The following is a 15,700-nucleotide window of genomic DNA, read 5'->3' on the forward strand; positions in this document are numbered from 1 at the left end:
GGCCATACATGACTCCGCTCCCTACGCCGTCGAACCGTCCCGGAACAGCCGGAAAGCTCAGTGGCAGAACGGTCGCGATCTTCGGCGGAGGCTCCACTGACGGAGCCATCACCAACGGGCTGGCCTGCGCGCTGGCCTATGCCCAGGCGGGAGCTCAAGTGGCCGTGGTCGATCTGTCTGAAGATGCTGCTGGAACTTCCCGCACCACAGTGCTGAAGACGGTCCCGGACGCCTCCGTCATCGCTCTGCAGGGCGATGTCACCAGCTCCGGCTCAGTCGACAGGTGTGTCGGAGACATTGTGGAGACCTTGGGCACTATCGATGTGCTGCACAACAATGTGGGGGTGGCCACCATGGGCGGACCTCTGGAGCTTGAGGTCGAGGAGTGGGAGAGGGGGATACGCCTGAATCTGACCAGTGCGTTTATCACTGTTAAGCATGTACTGCCGGTCATGCTGAAGCAGGGCCGGGGATCGATCATCAACATCGCATCTGTTGGCGGAATGCGCTACGTGGGTTACAACTATCCCGCGTATGCAGCCGCCAAAGCCGGCCTGATCCAGTTCACTTCTCATCTGGCAGTGCAGTACGGCCGCCAGGGCATCCGGGCCAACGCTATCTCCCCGGGGTTCATCGCCTCACCGATGATCTTTCAGCAGATCACCAGCAATTATCACTCCGTCGAGGAGATGGTCGCCGAACGAAACCGGCTCTCCCCGACCGGATCCATGGGCGAACCCCATGACATTGCTGGGGCGTCCGTCTTCCTGGCTTCTGACGAGGCCAGGTACATCAACGGCGTCAACCTTCCGATTGACGGGGGTTTCGTGGAGCAGGCCACACTGCCGACTTCAGGCGATCAGTAATCGGTCCAGGCTCAGGCGCAGCCACTCACCAAGCGACATTTTTAGCACTCTGCTTGATTGAGTGCTAATGCACGTTCTATAGTTCTGTTAGCACTCGAAGTACTCGGGTGCTAACTCTCAGGAGGCCGTCAACCGACTGAGAGCATCAAGCCTGAAGGAGACCTCCGGCTCCCGCGACGACGGTTGGTCATTCCCAAGGCGCGCAACAAGAAGACCGGGCGCGGCGTCGTCGTGCTCGGTGAAAGCCAAGAGAAGATTCAACTTCAGCAAAGGAGAGAGCTGACGTGTCAGTCTCCATCAAGCCCCTCGAGGATCGTATTGTTGTCCGCCCCCTGGAGGCCGAGCAGACCACCGCTTCCGGCCTGGTCATCCCGGACACCGCCAAGGAGAAGCCGCAGGAGGGCGAGGTTGTCGCCGTAGGCCCGGGCAAGGTCTCCGACGCAGGTGAGCGCCTGCCCGTGGACGTTGCCGAAGGCGACGTGGTCATCTACTCCAAGTTCGGCGGCACCGAGGTCAAGGTCGGCGGTGAGGAGTACCTGGTGCTCAACGCCCGCGACGTGCTGGCCAAGGTCGAGAAGTAAAAACCCCACGCTCGACTTATAAGGAGTTAAGAACCTATGGCAAAAGAGCTGCTATACGACGATGCCGCCCGCAAGGCACTTGAGGCCGGCATCAACAAGCTCGCCGACACCGTCAAGGTCACCCTGGGCCCCAAGGGCCGCAATGTGGTGCTCGACAAGTCCTGGGGCGCACCCACCATCACCAATGACGGTGTGACCATCGCCCGCGAGGTGGAGGTCGAGGACCCGTATGAGAACCTCGGCGTCCAGCTGGCCAAGGAGGTCGCCACCAAGACCAACGACGTCGCCGGCGACGGCACCACCACCGCCACCGTGCTGGCCCAGGCCCTGGTCAAAGAGGGTCTGCGCAATGTGGCCGCAGGTGCTGCACCCAGCGAGATCAAGCGCGGCATCGAGGTCGCCGTGGACGCGGTGACCCGGCGCCTGCACGAGAACGCCCGCGAGGTCTCCGGTCAGCAGGAGGTTGCCTACGTCGGTGCCATCTCCGCGCAGAACGACGAGGTCGGCGAGCTGCTGGCCCGCGCGTTCGACGCGGTCGGCGCTGATGGTGTCATCACCATCGAGGAGGGCTCGACCACCTCCACCGACCTGGAGATCACCGAGGGCATGCAGTTCGACAAGGGCTTCCTGTCCCCGCACTTCGTCACCGACGCTGAGCGCCAGGAAGCCGTGCTGGAGGACCCGTTGATCCTGATCAACCAGGGCAAGATCTCCAATATGCAGGAGTTCCTCCCGGTGCTGGAGAAGGTGCTGCAGGCCAAGAAACCGCTGTTCATCATCGCCGAGGACGTGGAGGGCGAGGCCCTGTCCACCCTGGTGGTGAACAAGCTGCGCGGCACGCTGAACGCTGTGGCCGTCAAGGCCCCTGGCTTCGGCGACCGCCGCAAGGCCATGCTGGAGGACATCGCCACTCTGACCGGTGCCACTGTCATCACCCAGGACCTGGGCCTGAAGCTGGACCAGGTCAGCCTGGAGGATCTGGGCACTGCCCGCCGGGTGACCGTCACCAAGGACGAGACCACCATCGTCGACGGTGCCGGCTCCAAGGAGGATGTGGACGCCCGCGTGGCCCAGATCAAGTCCCAGGTGGAGTCCACCGACTCCGAATGGGACCGCGAGAAGCTGCAGGAGCGGCTGGCCAAGCTGGCCGGCGGCGTGGGTGTGATCCGCGTCGGCGCCGCCACCGAGGTCGAGCTCAAGGAGCGCAAGCACCGGATCGAGGACGCGGTGTCCTCCACACGCGCCGCCCTTGAGGAGGGCATTGTGGCCGGCGGCGGAACCTCCCTGATCAATGCCCTGTCCGTACTGGACGAGGACTCCGAGGTTCAGGGGCTGGCCGGCGACGCCGCTGCCGCAGTGGGCATCGTCAAGCGCGCCCTGGTGCAGCCGCTGCGATGGATCGCCCAGAACGCCGGCGAGGACGGCTTCGTGGTCGCCTCCAAGGTCGCCGAGCTGGAGCCCAACCACGGCTTCAACGCCAAGACCGGCACCTACGGCGATCTGATCAGCGACGGTGTCATCGACCCGGTGAAGGTGACCCGCTCTGCCCTGCAGAACGCGGCCTCCATCGCCGCCCTGGTCCTGACCACCGAGACCCTCGTGGTCGAGAAGAAGGACAAAGACGACGAGGACTGATCCTCTGATCACCGTCTGACTCCACCGCCGAGGCCCCGGCTCCTGGTGAACTTTCACCTGGAGCCGGGGCCTCAGTGCTGCTTCGGGCCAGTCCAAGCCCCCAGGCCTACCAGACCAAACGCCCACCGGAGGCATGCCAGACCCCAGCCGTCCCATCGAGTGCTGTTGTTCCTGGCTTAAAACGCGCGATTCAGGCGCTTTAAGCCAGCAATGACCGCACTCACCACGGGCTGGCCAGCAATCGGCGCAGCCGCTGAACCACTCCGGCGAAGTTCTCCCGCGCATCCACACGGTTGACCAGGATCACCGTCCACCCGAGCCTCGAATGCGGCGTTGCGCCTCTGGTCCGCCACCTGCTGCTCAGGCGTGAAGTGGTGTTCACCCTCGTACTGCAGAACAATCTTCTGATCGCGGTAGCCCATATCCCCCTGGCGGCTCCTGCGGTCCAGCGGGTTCAGCCGAATCTGCAGCTCAGGCTCTGGCAGGCCACCCTGCACTATGGCCAGCCTCAGCCGCGACTCAGCCGGCGAATCTGCCCCCACGCGTGCCAGGAGCACCGCCTCGCGCAGACTAGTGATCCCCTGTGCTCCGCGGTGTTCACTCAGGCACGCCTCCAAGCCCTCTCGCGTGGTCCAGGGGTTCTGGCGAGGATCAATCCCGGGCCGGGGCTCTCTGAGCAGCTGGTCGAGGAGGATCACCAGCTCCACAACACTCAGCCGGTCCTTGAGGTCTACGGCCACACGCAGAGGATGCGAAAGCCGCATCCCCCGCCAGCGCAGGGTCTCCCCGTCGGTCATCCTTGGCCGGTGCATGACCACCTGGTAACCACGCAGGTTCAGCCTGAAGTCCTGCCGCACGCTCAGGTGAATCACCTGGTCTGAGGTCAACCGGTTCGGTATGGCCAATCCCCACACCTCCGCTGCGGTGGCATGGCTGACCCGAACTCCCCGGTGCTTGTCACACAGTGCGCTGAGGAGCATCGACCGGTCGGTCTGCTGTCCAGGTCTCAGCAGGTGCTCATAGAGGCCGCGCCCCACCAGCCTGATGTCTCTGGCATAGAGCCGGTGCTCATCCACCTCGTGCTGATGCGCCCAGGCACGTGTGAACACTCGGCCTCGGAGCGCCTCCGGCAGCGGCTGCAGTTTCTTCATCTCTACAGCCTGCCTCAGAACAGAGATTGGCATGTCGGTTATCCACAAGCACCTCAAGACTGTGGATAACACCGACCTGCCCAGCCGCCTCATAGACTGAACACATGACGGGCACGACGCCGGGGAGGCATGTGGAGACCGAGAGCAGGCCTGGTGCCGCGCTCCCCCGCCGGTTCTACGGCTGGGAGATGGGCATCGTCCTGGCGCTCTCCCTGGGGCGCAGTGCGGTCTACGCAGTGCTGCAGCTGGCCGAACGGCTAAGCATCGCCCCGCTGGCCGACCAGACCGCCACGGTGCAGCGCTCACGCTCGCGCGCTGAGTTCTTCGACTTCAGCTACCAGGTGCTCGATTCGCTCTTCGCTTTGGCACCGGTAGCCCTGGTGCTCTACCTGGTGTTCCTGCACGGCGGCAATCCTTTCCGCCGCTGGGGCCTGGACTTCAGGCGGCCCGGCCTGGACGCGGTGATCGGCGTCGGGCTCTTCGCACTCATCGGCTTGGGCACCCTGGCGGTCTACTCCGCGGGCCGGAGTCTGGGCATCACCGCCCAGATGGTGCCGGCCGATGTGACCGAGTACTGGTGGAGCGCTCCGGTGCTTCTGCTGGCCTCGCTGCGGCATTCGCTGGTGGAGGAGATCATCATGGTCGCCTACCTCTTCGACCGGGCACGCAGGATCTGGCCCGTGCTTACCCGTCGAACCGAGCTTGCCCAGCCTGGGGCTGCGATCTGGCTGCTGATCCTCGCCTCAGCGCTGCTCCGCGGTGCCTACCACCTCTACCAGGGCTTCGGCCCGGGCATCGGCAACGCGCTGATGGGTGTGATCTTCGGCTGGCTCTACCTGCGCTACCGGCGGGTGATGCCGCTGGTCATCGCGCACTTCCTGCTCGACGCTGTGGCCTTCCTCGGCTTTCCCCTGGTGCTGGCCAGCTTCGACCTCGACGGCCTCTAGCTGTGCAGGCCCGCCGCTAGCGCCTCAGCGCAGGATGAGCAGTTCGCCGAGGGCCTCGATCGGCTCACGGATCTGACGGAAAGACTCGTCGAAGACTGACTCCGGGAGCATGTAGGGGTCCACGACGTCCTCATCACGGCTCTGCGAGCCGGCACGGCCCCGCGCCTGGTTCAGCAGAGGGATCAGGGCCGCCAGCCTCTGCGCCGCGGCAGCCTCGGCCCCCACGGCAGCCTCGAGGTCCTCCGGGGTCACTGACTCCAGCAGGCGGCCGAACTCCGGGTGGGTGAACATCCGCTCCTGCGCCTGGGGCACCTCGGCGAGCATATCCTCGACGTGCACCCGAGTGGCGGCGAGGATCAGATCAGAGCGCTGAATCATCTCCGGGGTGACCTGCTCGGCCACGAAGTCTTCGGTATCGGCGCCGTAGTCGGCCAACCGGCGCTTGACCGGGGCCTGCATGTCCTCGCCGTCATGGGCGTAGGTGCCTCCGGAGATCACCTCGATGCCGGGCTGGTCGTCGAGAAGGTGCGCCAGCAGGCGCTCCATGGCGGGCGAGCGGCAGATGTTGCCGGTGCAGACGGCCAGGATGGTGTATGTCGCGGTCACCTTGGGGATCAGACCTCTCTGATGAAGAAGGGGAACGTGGAGTGCTTGTTCGGCACCTGAAGGACGAAGTCACGGTCCGGATCGCGGACGAAGCCCTCCGATTCGTACAGGGCATGCGCAGCGGTCATCGACGTGAGACTGCACAGGGACACCGCCCGGATCTCCGGGCGCGCGGTGGCTTCAGCGACAATGTGGCGCACCAGCGTGCGGGCGATCCCGCGGCCCTGATACTCCGGGGCCACTGCCAGCATCCGGAACTCCATCTCCCCGGGGCGGGAGACCTCGGCGAAGGGCTGGTGGTAGTCGGTCACCGTCACCGAGCCGACGACCACGCCGTCCACCTCGGCCACCAAGATTCTGGCCAGCTGGGCCCGCTCGGCGACTTCGGTCAGATGGTGCACATAGGAGTCCTCAGGCCCCAGGTGCCCGCCGTCCACATAGGAAGAAACGGTGAGCTCCTCGATCCGGGAGTAGTCACCGGGGTGGGTTTCGCGCACCAGAGCGGTGCCCTGCGTCGTCGTGCTCATAGGTCCCCTATCTTTTCACATCTCAGGCACGCTCCACCTCCTAGGCCCCCAGCCGCGAGCGCCGGGGTATCCTTGCTCAAGCCGAGGCACCGGTTACGTTGAAACACCGTCTGCAAGGAGACTGAACGATGGGCATCGAGTTTCAAAACGTCAACAAGACCTATCCCGACGGCACCGTGGCCGTCGATCAGTTCAGCCTGCATGTGCCCTCGCATACCTCGACGGTGCTGCTGGGCTCCTCCGGCTGCGGCAAGACCACCCTGCTGCGGATGGTCAACCGGATGGTGGATCCCAGCTCCGGCGCCGTGCTGATCGACGATGAGGACGTGGCCGGTGTGGAGCCGGTGGCCCTGCGCCGGCGCATCGGCTATGTGATGCAGAACTCCGGGCTTCTCCCCCACCGGCGGGTCATCGACAACATCGCCACCGTCTCCCGGCTCAACGGTGTGGCCAAGGCCGCAGCGCACCGCCGCGCCCATGAGCTGATGGAGACCGTCGGCCTGGACTCCGCCTTGGCACAGCGTTACCCCGGACAGCTCTCCGGCGGGCAGCAGCAGCGAGTGGGGGTAGCCCGCGGCCTGGCCGCAGATCCCAACATCCTGCTGATGGACGAGCCATTCGGCGCCGTAGACCCCCTGGTCCGGCTGGAGCTGCAGCGGGAGCTGACCCGCATTCAGAGCGAGCTGCACAAGACCATCATCTTCGTCACTCACGACATCGACGAGGCTCTCACCCTGGGCGATCAGATCGTGGTGCTGAAGAAGGGCGGAGAGGTCGCCCAGATCGGCACCCCGCAGCAGATCGTGGAATCTCCGGCTGATGACTTCGTGGCCCAGTTCCTGGGGCTGGATTCTGCGCGCAGAACGTTGAGCGCCGCACCGCGGGACGACGGCGGCTGGTTCGTCAGCGACGCACAGGGCCGGCCCCTGGGTGTGGTGGACTCCCTGCCCCAGCACCCTGGTCAGAACGCCTAGTTCGGCTGCCGTCATGGCCTGGATTCTCGATCACCTCCCCCGGATTCTGGAGCTGAGCCTTGCCCACCTGCTGCTCGCCGCTCCGGCGATCGCCGCGGCGTTCCTGGTCGCTGTTCCCATCGCCTGGGCAGCCAACCGGGTGCGCCCGCTGCGCGAGATAGTCGTCTCCGGCACCGGCCTGCTCTATGCGGTGCCGTCCTTGCCGCTGTTCATCGTGCTGCCGATCATCCTGGGCACCGGGGTCCGGGACACGCTCAACGTGATCGTCGCCCTGACCATCTTCGGCCTGGCCCTGATGGTCCGTTCCGCGGCCGACGCGCTGGACTCCGTGGACGGCGGGGTCCGCCTGGCCTCCACAGCGGTCGGCTATTCTGCGGCACTGCGCTTCTTCACCGTGGAGCTCCCCCTGGCCGGACCCGCGCTGCTGGCCGGCCTGAGGGTGGTGTCGGTGAGCACCATCTCCCTGGTCTCGGTCAGTGCGGTGCTGGGGGTGCAGTCGCTGGGTTCGCTGTTCACCGACGGGTTCGAGCGCGGGATCGTTCCCTCGATCGTGGCCGGAATCGCCTTCACCGCTGTGCTGGCGTTACTGCTGGACCTGCTGCTGGTGGCCGCGGGCCGGCTCACTATGCCCTGGGTGAAGGGGGGCCGCCGGTGAACCATGTGATCGATGCCTTCGAGCTGCTGGCAGACCCTGATGCCTGGGGCGGGCCCGGCGGGTTCGGGGCTCGTACGCTGGAGCACCTCTGGTACACCGCTTTGGCCTTGCTGATCTCGGCGGTGATCGCGCTTCCTGCCGGGCTGGTCATCGGGCACACCGGACGCGGCCGGGCCCTGGCGGTCATCAGCACCGGTATGGTCCGCGCACTGCCCACCCTGGGGCTGATCACTCTGGCTGCGCTGTTCCTGGGCATCGGGCTGACCGCTCCGATGATCGCCTTCGTGGTGCTGGCAGTGCCCTCGATCATCGCCGGGGCCTATGCGGGGGTGGAATCGGTCAATCCGGTCACTGTCGACGCCGCCAAGGCCCAGGGCATGAGCCGGTGGCAGGTGCTCACCCGGGTGGAGATCCCCCTGGGTCTTCCGCTGATCATCGGCGGGCTGCGCAACGCCGCCCTGCAGGTGGTGGCCACTGCTACGCTGGCGGCCTATGTTGGTGCCGGGGGCCTGGGCCGGCAGCTTTTCCTGGGGCTGCGGACTCAGGACTACGCGATGATGCTGGCGGCGTCGATCGCGGTCATCCTGCTGGCCATCGTCCTCGATGCCTCCTTCGAGGTCACCCAACGACTGCTCCGGCGGGTGCCGGGACTTGCCTGACCCACCACTGAGATGAGGAACCTCTGATGAACAAGAACATGCTGGCCATCACCGGTGTCGCCCTGCTTGCCGTGACCGCATGCGGCGGCGGGGACGACCCCCTGGACACCGGAGGAGACACTGAAGCCGACGGTGAGGCCGGGGAACTCGTGATCGGCTCCCAGCGGTATTACTCGAACACCATTCTGGCAGAGCTCTACGCCCAGGTGCTGGAGCAGGAAGGGTACGAGGTCCAGCGGGAGTTCGAGATCGGCCAGCGCGAGGTCTACATCCCGGAGCTGGAGTCAGGGGCGATCGATGTCTTCCCCGAGTACACCGGAAACCTGTTGGACTATCTCGATGGTGACAACGACGCCGCCGAGGCCGAGACTGTGCACGCTGAGCTCGACCAGGCCCTGCCCGGCGACCTGGAGGTCCTGGACTACGCTGAGGCCACCGACCAGGACAGCTATGTGGTCACCGCGGACTTCGCCGAAGAGCATGACCTGAGCACCGTCGGTGACCTGGCTGATGTCGAAGAGGACCTGCGGATCGCCTCGAACTCCGAGTTCGAGACCCGACCCTACGGCATCGAGGGGCTCGCCGAGACCTACGGGGTGGACCTGACTCTGGTGCCGGTGGAGGACTCCGGGGGCCCGCTGACGCTGGGCGCCCTGCTCGACGGCGAGGTGGAAGTGGCCAATATCTACAGCGCGGACCCGGCCATCGAGGAGAACGACCTGGTGATCCTGGAGGACACCGAGTCACTGGTGCTCCCGCAGAATGTGGTGCCGGTGGTCTCCTCGGCTGTCGATGACGGTGCTCGGTCAGCGCTTGAAGAGGTCCAAGGGCTGCTGACCCAGGAGGCGCTGCTGGAGATCAACGCCTACTCACAGTCCTCCCAGGCCAGCCCCGCCGATGTCGCCCAGTGGTGGCTGGAAGAGCAGGGCCTCAACAGCTGAGGGCAGCCAGAGCCAGAGCCTCAGTAATGGGCCCGGCGGCACCTCAAGAGGCGTCGTCGGGCTTGGAGACCTTACGGCGGCGTCGGCGTCGCTGGCCCGAGGACCGGTTGTTGCCCTCAGTCTTCTTGGGCTGCCCAGCCGGGGCCGCGGCGTCGTTGTTTCCTGATCCGCTTGGCTCGCCCCCGGAGCGACGACGATTGCGGTTCCGGTTTCGACCACCTGACCGGTTTCCTCCGGACCGCTCGCCACCACCCCGTCCGCCGGACTTCTCCGGACCGCCCAGGTCTTCGAGGACCTCGCCCTCAAGCCCCTCCTTGGAGCGCTTGTGACGGGGTAGCCGGCCCTTGGTGCCTTGGGGGATGTCCAGGTCCGTAAACAGGTGCGGTGAGGAGGAGTAGGTCTCTACCGGTTGGGGCTGGTCCAGGCCGATCGCCTTATTGATCAGGCTCCAGCGGGGCACGTCCTCCCAGTCGACAAAGGTGACCGCAGTGCCTTTTTGGCCCGCACGGCCGGTGCGGCCGATCCGGTGCAGGTAGGTGGACTCGTCCTCGGGGCAGACGTAGTTGATCACGTGGGTCACGTCGGTGACGTCGATGCCGCGGGCGGCGACACTGGTGGCCACCAGCACATCGACCTTGTCATTGCGAAAGGCCCGCAGCGCCTGCTCCCGGGCACCCTGTCCCAGATCGCCGTGGATGGCTCCTGCGGCGAACCCGCGGGTCTTCAGCTCCTCGGCGAGCTTATCGGCCTGCCGTTTGGTGCGGGTGAAGATGATGGTCCTCCCCCGGCCCTCGGACTGCAGGATCCGGGCGATCATCTCGTCCTTGTCCAGCGAGTGCGCCCGGTAGACCACCTGGCGGATGTCCTTCTTCGTCACACCCTCGTCGAAGGGATCTGCTGCGCTGATATGGGTCGGCTTAGTCATGAACCGCCTCGCCATAGAGACCACCGGCCCCGGCATGGTCGCGGAGAACAGCATGGTCTGCCGGACCTCCGGCACATAGGAGAGCAGCTTCTCCACATCAGGCAGGAACCCGAGGTCGAGCATCTCGTCGGCCTCGTCGAGCACCACGATCTTCACGTTCTTCAGGTTCAGGTGCTTCTGCCGGTGCAGGTCGATCAGCCGGCCGGGGGTGCCGACCACAATCTCCACCCCTGCGTTCAGCTGTTTGATCTGGGGCTCGTAGTCACGGCCGCCGTAGATGGTGGCGATCCGCGCACCCAGCTTCGAGCCAGCGGTGGTGAGGTCACCGGCTACCTGCACGGCCAGCTCACGGGTCGGCGCCACCACCAGCGCCTGGGGCGCCCCGGGTGCCGGCAGCGCCTCAAAGGCTTCGCTGCCGGGGACAGCCACCCGCTGCAGGGCGGGGATGCCGAAGCCGAGGGTCTTGCCGGTGCCGGTCTTGGCCTGGCCGATGATGTCGTTGCCGCCCAGTGCGATCGGCAGAGTCTCAGCCTGGATCGGGAAGGGGGCGGTGATGCCCTTTTCGGCCAGTGCGGCGACGATTTCGCTGCGGACATCAAAGTCCGCGAAGGTCAGCGTGTCTGTTGCAGTATCTGTCATTCGTTCTTTCACTCAGCGACGGCGGCGAATCCCACCGTCTGTTTGGTGTCGGAGCCGATCTCCACGTATCCGATGGAGTTCACCGGCACCACCACGGTCTTATCGCGACGGTCGGTCAGGCTCAGCAGCGGCTTGGACTTCTCAATCGCCTCGGCCACGGCCTTTTCGACCTCCTCAGGCGTTGCTTGGGTCTCGATGAGGATCTCCCGGGCAACGTTCTGGACTCCGATGCGTACTTCCATGCCACTCCTTGAGCTCTTGATATCGGCACCGGGACGCTCATGGTCGAGCACGACGACGCCGTCAGGTACAGGTCTGGAGCACAATCCTACCGTTTACTGGCCCTCAGATTCCTTCGGGAAGCCGGAGATTCCTCTCCAGGCCAAACGCGAGGTCAGCTGGGCCGAGGTCAGCAGGTCAGGGCGCTCGGAGAGTTTGGACCAGTGGCGGGCTGCGGCGGTGGCCATGCCCAGCAGACCGTGGCCGAGCATCGTGGCCTCAGCCATCGGCTGACCGGTGTCGTCGGCGATCACCTCGGCGATCGCGCCGGCCACCGCGTCGTAGAAGCGCTCCAGACGCTCGGAGACGTCGTCGTCGTTGTCCATCCCGGCGGTGAAGATCAGCCGGTAGGCCTCGTCCTTGCGGGCGATGAACTCATAGAAAGCCGTCACCGTGCCGGAGACCCGCTCCTTGTTGGTCTCCGAGTCGGCCAGCACACTGGTCAGCTCCGTCTGCAGCTGTCCCAGATGAGTCTCGAGCAAGTCCAGGAAGAGCTCGTGCTTGCCGGGGAAGTGCTGATAGAGCACCGGTTTGGAGACCTCCGCGGCCTCGGCGATGTCATCCATAGAAGCGGCGTGGAACCCCTTGGCCACAAAGACTCTCAGCGCGCAGTCGAGCAGCTGAGTGCGGCGCTGTTCGCGCGGGAGTCGTTTGGCCCTGCCTGGTTCCGGGGCTGATGCCGTAGTCATGAGTGCACAGTCTAGAACACCCTGTGAACCACGGCACAGCTCAGCGTCTCCAGGGCTGACGTCCAGCGCCTTGTGCCCGATAGCCGACCCGCAGCAGCACAATCTGCGCACGTTATGCACAACTGCCCGGGATATAAACCGCGCAGAAGGTCAAAGAGCGCGCACTTTATGCGCCGACAGTGCGAAACCAAACTCCTCGGGCGTGGGGCCGCGGTAAAGCGGCCGAGAGGCGGTGCGAGATCCGATTGAGCCGAATGGATTGCTCCGCCTGCGGAAGCAACTCTGAGGCGATTGAGGATTGGAGCACCGTAGGTGCGACACATGTGCGCGCCGCCGGGACCAACTCAGTGCGGCAGCGGGCCGCTGGCAGTGTTCCCGGAGCCTGCTTCCAGTATTCTCACCAGCTGGTCGACGCTGGTGGTGTTCTCCCCCAGCTTGTTCGGCTTGCCGACGGCCCCGTGGTAGTCGGAGGAGCCGGTGACGATCAACCCGTGCCGGGCGGCCAGATCCAGCAGCAGCTTCTGCCCCTGGGCCGTATTGTCCCGGTGGTAGACCTCCACCCCGAGCATCCCGGCCTCCACGAGTTCCTCCAGCTCAGCAAGGCTCAGCGTGTTTCCGCGGCCGCCGGCCATGGCGTGGGCGATGACCGGCACACCGCCAGCAGCCCGGATCCGCTCCACCACCTCCGCGGGGTGAGGGTTCTGCTGGTCCACGTAGTAGCGGGAGTTCTTGTGCAGAAACCGTTCGAAGGCCTCCCCGCGGTTCTCCACCACACCGGCTGCCACCAGAGCATCGGCCAGATGCGGCCGTCCGATGGACGCGCCTTCACTGACGTGTTCGAGCACCAGCTCCCAGGTGATGGGGAAGTCCTCGGCCAGCCGCTCGCAGATCCGTTTGGCCCGCTCCACACGTCCGCCACGGGCCTCAGCATTGATCTCGACCATGCCGGGCTCCAGCGGATCGTGCAGGTAGCTGAGCATATGCACACTGGCCCAGGCGGTCTTGGAGGTCACCTCCATCCCGGGGAGGAACACCAGGCCGTGCTCGGCAGCAGCGACCCGGGCTTCGTCCCAGCCGGCGTGGGAGTCGTGGTCAGTCAGCGCCAGCCCGGTGAGCCCAGCCCTGGCAGCCTCGGACACCACCTGCGCGGGAGCCTCGGTCCCGTCAGAGACCGTGGAGTGGGTGTGCAGGTCGAAGCTCATCGTTTTACTCTATCCAGTCCTCGGCGCATCTGGTTCACCCCGACGCCTACACTGAAAACCATGACTTCTGAAGCACAGACCTCCGAGGACAGCCAGCAGCTCAAGGACCGGGTCAACAATCGCTCCCAACGCCCTCAGTCCGAGGCCTTCAAGCAGTTCATGGCCTCCCAGTGGGCGACACCCCAGACCGGCGACCACTCTCGGGACGCGGTGGCCGACTATACCTGGCGGCGTCGTCGTGCTGTCTCCGAGCGGTTCGCCGAGGAGCGCGTGGTGATCCCCGCCGGTCCGCCGAAAGTCCGGTCCAATGACACCGACTACCGGTTCCGCCCGCATTCGGCCTTCGCGCATCTGACCGGACTGGGAGTGGATCATGAGCCCAACGCCGTGCTGGTCTTCGAACCGGTCGATGAGGGCGAAGGGGACCACGGCGGCCACCACCAGGCGACCCTCTACTTCAAGCCGATGGCCGGGCGGAACACCGAAGAGTTCTACGCAGACGCGCGCTACGGCGAGTTCTGGGTCGGGCCCCGCCCCAGCCTGGAGGAATTCTCCCAGCGCCTGGGGATCCGCACCAAGGACCTGGACGAGCTGGAGCCGGCCGTCACCAAGGACGCCGGGGCCGTGGAGATCGGCGGAACCCGGATCCGTCTGCTGCGCGAGGTGGATCTGAACGTGGACGCACTGGTGGACACCTCCCGGATCAACACCGGGGTGGATGTCGAATCCTCAGACTCCCTGGATGCCGAACTGACGGAGTTCTGCTCCGAGCTGCGCCTGGTCAAGGACAGCTGGGAGGTTGAACAGATGAGGCGCTCGGTGGCCTCGACCGTCACCGGCTTTGAGGATGTGGTGCGCACCCTGCCGCAGGCGGTCGGGCGCGACAGAGGAGAACGGATGGTGGAGGGCGCGTTCTTCGCCCGTGCACGGCTGGAGGGCAACGATCTGGGCTACGACACCATCGCGGCCTCGGGCAACAATGCCACCATCCTGCACTGGATTCGCAACTACGACAGGATCGAGCCCGGAGAGCTGCTGCTGCTCGATGCTGGGGTGGAGGCCGACTCGCTCTATACGGCGGATCTGACCCGCACCATTCCCGTCTCCGGGACGTTCTCTCCGGTGCAGCGGAAGGTCTATCAGGCGGTGCTGGACGCCGCCGACGCCGCGTTCAGCGTGGTGAAGCCCGGGATCATGTTCCGGGAGATCCACCAGGCAGCGGTGACGGTGCTCGCCGAGCGGCTGAATGACTGGGGACTGCTTCCTGTCTCTCTGCAGGAGGCTCTGTCACCACAGGGCCAGCATCACCGGCGCTGGATGCCCCACGGCACCAGCCACCACCTGGGGCTGGACGTCCACGACTGTGCGCAGGCCAAGCGCGAGCTCTATCTGGACGGGATCCTGGAGCCCGGCATGGTCTTCACCATCGAGCCCGGGCTGTACTTCAAGAACGAGGACCTGGCGGTCCCGGAGGAGTATCGAGGGATCGGTGTGCGGATCGAGGACGATGTTCTGGTCACCGAGTCCGGGGCTGAGAATCTCTCGGCTGAGCTCCCGCGGGACCCCGACGACGTCGAGGCCTGGATCGCCGCACTGCAGCAGGGCTGAGAGCGAATGAGCCGGATCACGGCGAGGAGCCGGCCGCTTCGCCCGGGGTAGGGGAACGGCCGTCACCGAACTCGAACGAGAACAGCCTGGCTTCGAATTCCGCGGCGTTCGGTGAGGTCGTCCCCACCCCGGGAGTCTCGTGTTCCAGCCGCTGGGCGGCCTCACGCCGGATGATCAGCGTGGCGGTGTTGTGCACGTGCCTGCGCATTGCGGCTGCTGCCCGCTGAGGGCTCCGGCCCTGAACCGCTTCGAGGATGTCGCGGTGATCCTCCACGAGCTCCTGGCAGCTACGCGAACGTGGAACAGTGGCAATCCCAGTGGTCAGCACCAGGTTTCGCAGTCCCTCCAGCACTGTGACCAGCCGTGGATTCTGGGCCACCGCCAGCAGTTCGGAGTGGAAGTCGCGGTCGGCGCGCAGCAGGGTCTCTACGTCGTCGCGGTCGGCGGCCCCCTGCATGTCCGCGAACTTGGCTTCGATCTGAGCTATGGCCCGATCATCGGCGATCTGAGCAGCCCTGGCTGTGGCCGGCACCTCCAGGAGCAGCCGCAGCTGGTAGCAGTTGACGATCTCCTCCAGCGAGTTGGCCACCACCGTGACACCGAGGTTCTTCTCGATACGCGCCATCCCGCTGCGCTCCAGCTCAAGCAGCGCCTCACGCACCGGAGTGCGGGAGACCCCGAACTGCTTGGCCAGCCCAGAAGCGCTGTAGCGGATACCGGGCTTGAGCTCGCCGTTGAGCACGGCTGTCCGCAGCTGGTCAAGAATCTGCTCGGTCAGTGTGGGCTGGTTCCTCATCTGCTCCATCGTATGGCCCG

The 15,700-nt window shown here is 65.6% G+C and carries 17 protein-coding genes; 9 read left to right on the forward strand and 8 right to left on the reverse strand.

Annotated elements, in window-relative coordinates; translation table 11 throughout:
- The first annotated feature begins 8 nt into the window (after positions 1-8).
- The 3 genes from DVO78_RS03525 to groL all read left to right on the forward strand — a co-directional run bounded on the left by DVO78_RS03525 (position 9) and on the right by groL (position 3,082).
- Positions 9-866 carry an SDR family NAD(P)-dependent oxidoreductase gene (locus tag DVO78_RS03525; protein ID WP_120003431.1) on the forward strand — a complete coding sequence of 286 codons (858 nt, stop codon included), beginning with the start codon at positions 9-11 and terminating at the stop codon, positions 864-866.
- 284 nt (positions 867-1,150) lie between these two features.
- Positions 1,151-1,447 carry a co-chaperone GroES gene (gene groES / locus DVO78_RS03530; RefSeq protein WP_119901963.1) on the forward strand — a complete coding sequence of 99 codons (297 nt, stop codon included), beginning with the start codon at positions 1,151-1,153 and terminating at the stop codon, positions 1,445-1,447.
- Between the two features lie 36 nt (positions 1,448-1,483).
- A complete protein-coding gene (gene groL, locus DVO78_RS03535; protein WP_120003432.1) occupies positions 1,484-3,082 on the forward strand; it encodes a chaperonin GroEL in 1,599 nt (532 codons plus the stop codon).
- Positions 3,083-3,258: 176 nt separating this feature from the next.
- Here groL and DVO78_RS03540 read toward each other — a convergent pair whose 3' ends face one another.
- Positions 3,259-4,233 (reverse strand): hypothetical protein, encoded by a 975-nt coding sequence (locus tag DVO78_RS03540; protein WP_157983843.1) that lies wholly within the window; start codon positions 4,231-4,233, stop codon positions 3,259-3,261.
- 104 nt (positions 4,234-4,337) lie between these two features.
- Here DVO78_RS03540 and DVO78_RS03545 point away from each other — a divergent pair, with 104 nt between their 5' ends.
- Entirely contained in the window at positions 4,338-5,180 is an 843-nt protein-coding gene (locus DVO78_RS03545) for a CPBP family intramembrane glutamic endopeptidase (RefSeq protein WP_120003434.1), read from the forward strand.
- 24 nt (positions 5,181-5,204) lie between these two features.
- On the opposite strand, the gene DVO78_RS03550 is transcribed toward DVO78_RS03545, so the two are convergent.
- A complete protein-coding gene (locus DVO78_RS03550; protein ID WP_120003435.1) occupies positions 5,205-5,786 on the reverse strand; it encodes an arsenate reductase/protein-tyrosine-phosphatase family protein in 582 nt (193 codons plus the stop codon).
- Between the two features lie 8 nt (positions 5,787-5,794).
- Complete coding sequence (locus DVO78_RS03555) at positions 5,795-6,313, reverse strand: GNAT family N-acetyltransferase (protein WP_120003436.1); 519 nt, start codon at positions 6,311-6,313, stop codon at positions 5,795-5,797.
- A gap of 128 nt (positions 6,314-6,441) precedes the next feature.
- Between DVO78_RS03555 and DVO78_RS03560 the strand changes: the two genes are divergently transcribed.
- From DVO78_RS03560 to DVO78_RS03575, 4 genes are read left to right on the forward strand one after another with little or no spacing between them, the layout of a single operon-like run.
- Positions 6,442-7,287 carry an ABC transporter ATP-binding protein gene (locus tag DVO78_RS03560; protein ID WP_120003437.1) on the forward strand — a complete coding sequence of 282 codons (846 nt, stop codon included), beginning with the start codon at positions 6,442-6,444 and terminating at the stop codon, positions 7,285-7,287.
- Between the two features lie 13 nt (positions 7,288-7,300).
- Positions 7,301-7,942, forward strand: a complete 642-nt coding sequence (locus tag DVO78_RS03565) for an ABC transporter permease (protein WP_120003438.1) — start codon at positions 7,301-7,303, stop codon at positions 7,940-7,942.
- Positions 7,939-8,601 carry an ABC transporter permease gene (locus tag DVO78_RS03570; RefSeq protein ID WP_120003439.1) on the forward strand — a complete coding sequence of 221 codons (663 nt, stop codon included), beginning with the start codon at positions 7,939-7,941 and terminating at the stop codon, positions 8,599-8,601. Before DVO78_RS03565 ends, DVO78_RS03570 begins: the two co-directional genes overlap by 4 nt.
- 26 nt (positions 8,602-8,627) lie before the next feature.
- Complete coding sequence (locus tag DVO78_RS03575; protein WP_120003440.1) at positions 8,628-9,542, forward strand: ABC transporter substrate-binding protein; 915 nt, start codon at positions 8,628-8,630, stop codon at positions 9,540-9,542.
- A gap of 43 nt (positions 9,543-9,585) precedes the next feature.
- On the opposite strand, the gene DVO78_RS03580 is transcribed toward DVO78_RS03575, so the two are convergent.
- The 4 genes from DVO78_RS03580 to DVO78_RS03595 all read right to left on the reverse strand — a co-directional run bounded on the left by DVO78_RS03580 (position 9,586) and on the right by DVO78_RS03595 (position 13,276).
- Positions 9,586-11,106 carry a DEAD/DEAH box helicase gene (locus DVO78_RS03580; RefSeq protein WP_120003441.1) on the reverse strand — a complete coding sequence of 507 codons (1,521 nt, stop codon included), beginning with the start codon at positions 11,104-11,106 and terminating at the stop codon, positions 9,586-9,588.
- A gap of 8 nt (positions 11,107-11,114) precedes the next feature.
- Positions 11,115-11,348, reverse strand: coding sequence for a DUF3107 domain-containing protein (locus tag DVO78_RS03585; protein WP_120003442.1), 234 nt, complete (start codon positions 11,346-11,348; stop codon positions 11,115-11,117).
- 93 nt (positions 11,349-11,441) lie between these two features.
- Positions 11,442-12,074 carry a TetR/AcrR family transcriptional regulator gene (locus tag DVO78_RS03590; protein ID WP_120003443.1) on the reverse strand — a complete coding sequence of 211 codons (633 nt, stop codon included), beginning with the start codon at positions 12,072-12,074 and terminating at the stop codon, positions 11,442-11,444.
- Between the two features lie 344 nt (positions 12,075-12,418).
- Complete coding sequence (locus tag DVO78_RS03595; RefSeq protein WP_120003444.1) at positions 12,419-13,276, reverse strand: PHP domain-containing protein; 858 nt, start codon at positions 13,274-13,276, stop codon at positions 12,419-12,421.
- A gap of 60 nt (positions 13,277-13,336) precedes the next feature.
- Between DVO78_RS03595 and DVO78_RS03600 the strand changes: the two genes are divergently transcribed.
- Positions 13,337-14,884 carry an aminopeptidase P family protein gene (locus tag DVO78_RS03600; protein ID WP_120003445.1) on the forward strand — a complete coding sequence of 516 codons (1,548 nt, stop codon included), beginning with the start codon at positions 13,337-13,339 and terminating at the stop codon, positions 14,882-14,884.
- Between the two features lie 16 nt (positions 14,885-14,900).
- Here the strand turns inward: DVO78_RS03600 and DVO78_RS03605 are convergent, their stop codons facing one another.
- Positions 14,901-15,680 carry a GntR family transcriptional regulator gene (locus DVO78_RS03605; protein ID WP_162301557.1) on the reverse strand — a complete coding sequence of 260 codons (780 nt, stop codon included), beginning with the start codon at positions 15,678-15,680 and terminating at the stop codon, positions 14,901-14,903.
- Between the last annotated feature and the right edge of the window lie 20 nt (positions 15,681-15,700).

It is taken from the genome of Nesterenkonia muleiensis (assembly GCF_003600155.1).
Taxonomy (GTDB): Bacteria; Actinomycetota; Actinomycetes; order Actinomycetales; family Micrococcaceae; genus Nesterenkonia; species Nesterenkonia muleiensis.

Excerpts from the sequence above, each read along its gene's own strand:
- DVO78_RS03595 (WP_120003444.1), bottom strand. The coding sequence starts at position 13,276 with ATGAGCTTCGACCTGCACACCCACTCCACGGTCTCTGACGGGACCGAG.
- DVO78_RS03605 (WP_162301557.1), bottom strand. The coding sequence starts at position 15,680 with ATGAGGAACCAGCCCACACTGACCGAGCAGATTCTTGACCAGCTGCGG.
- DVO78_RS03585 (WP_120003442.1), bottom strand. The coding sequence starts at position 11,348 with ATGGAAGTACGCATCGGAGTCCAGAACGTTGCCCGGGAGATCCTCATC.
- DVO78_RS03545 (WP_120003434.1), top strand. The coding sequence starts at position 4,338 with ATGACGGGCACGACGCCGGGGAGGCATGTGGAGACCGAGAGCAGGCCT.
- DVO78_RS03600 (WP_120003445.1), top strand. The coding sequence starts at position 13,337 with ATGACTTCTGAAGCACAGACCTCCGAGGACAGCCAGCAGCTCAAGGAC.
- DVO78_RS03575 (WP_120003440.1), top strand. The coding sequence starts at position 8,628 with ATGAACAAGAACATGCTGGCCATCACCGGTGTCGCCCTGCTTGCCGTG.
- DVO78_RS03525 (WP_120003431.1), top strand. The coding sequence starts at position 9 with ATGACTCCGCTCCCTACGCCGTCGAACCGTCCCGGAACAGCCGGAAAG.
- DVO78_RS03560 (WP_120003437.1), top strand. The coding sequence starts at position 6,442 with ATGGGCATCGAGTTTCAAAACGTCAACAAGACCTATCCCGACGGCACC.
- DVO78_RS03555 (WP_120003436.1), bottom strand. The coding sequence starts at position 6,313 with ATGAGCACGACGACGCAGGGCACCGCTCTGGTGCGCGAAACCCACCCC.
- DVO78_RS03540 (WP_157983843.1), bottom strand. The coding sequence starts at position 4,233 with ATGAAGAAACTGCAGCCGCTGCCGGAGGCGCTCCGAGGCCGAGTGTTC.
- DVO78_RS03565 (WP_120003438.1), top strand. The coding sequence starts at position 7,301 with ATGGCCTGGATTCTCGATCACCTCCCCCGGATTCTGGAGCTGAGCCTT.
- DVO78_RS03580 (WP_120003441.1), bottom strand. The coding sequence starts at position 11,106 with ATGACAGATACTGCAACAGACACGCTGACCTTCGCGGACTTTGATGTC.
- DVO78_RS03590 (WP_120003443.1), bottom strand. The coding sequence starts at position 12,074 with ATGACTACGGCATCAGCCCCGGAACCAGGCAGGGCCAAACGACTCCCG.
- groL (WP_120003432.1), top strand. The coding sequence starts at position 1,484 with ATGGCAAAAGAGCTGCTATACGACGATGCCGCCCGCAAGGCACTTGAG.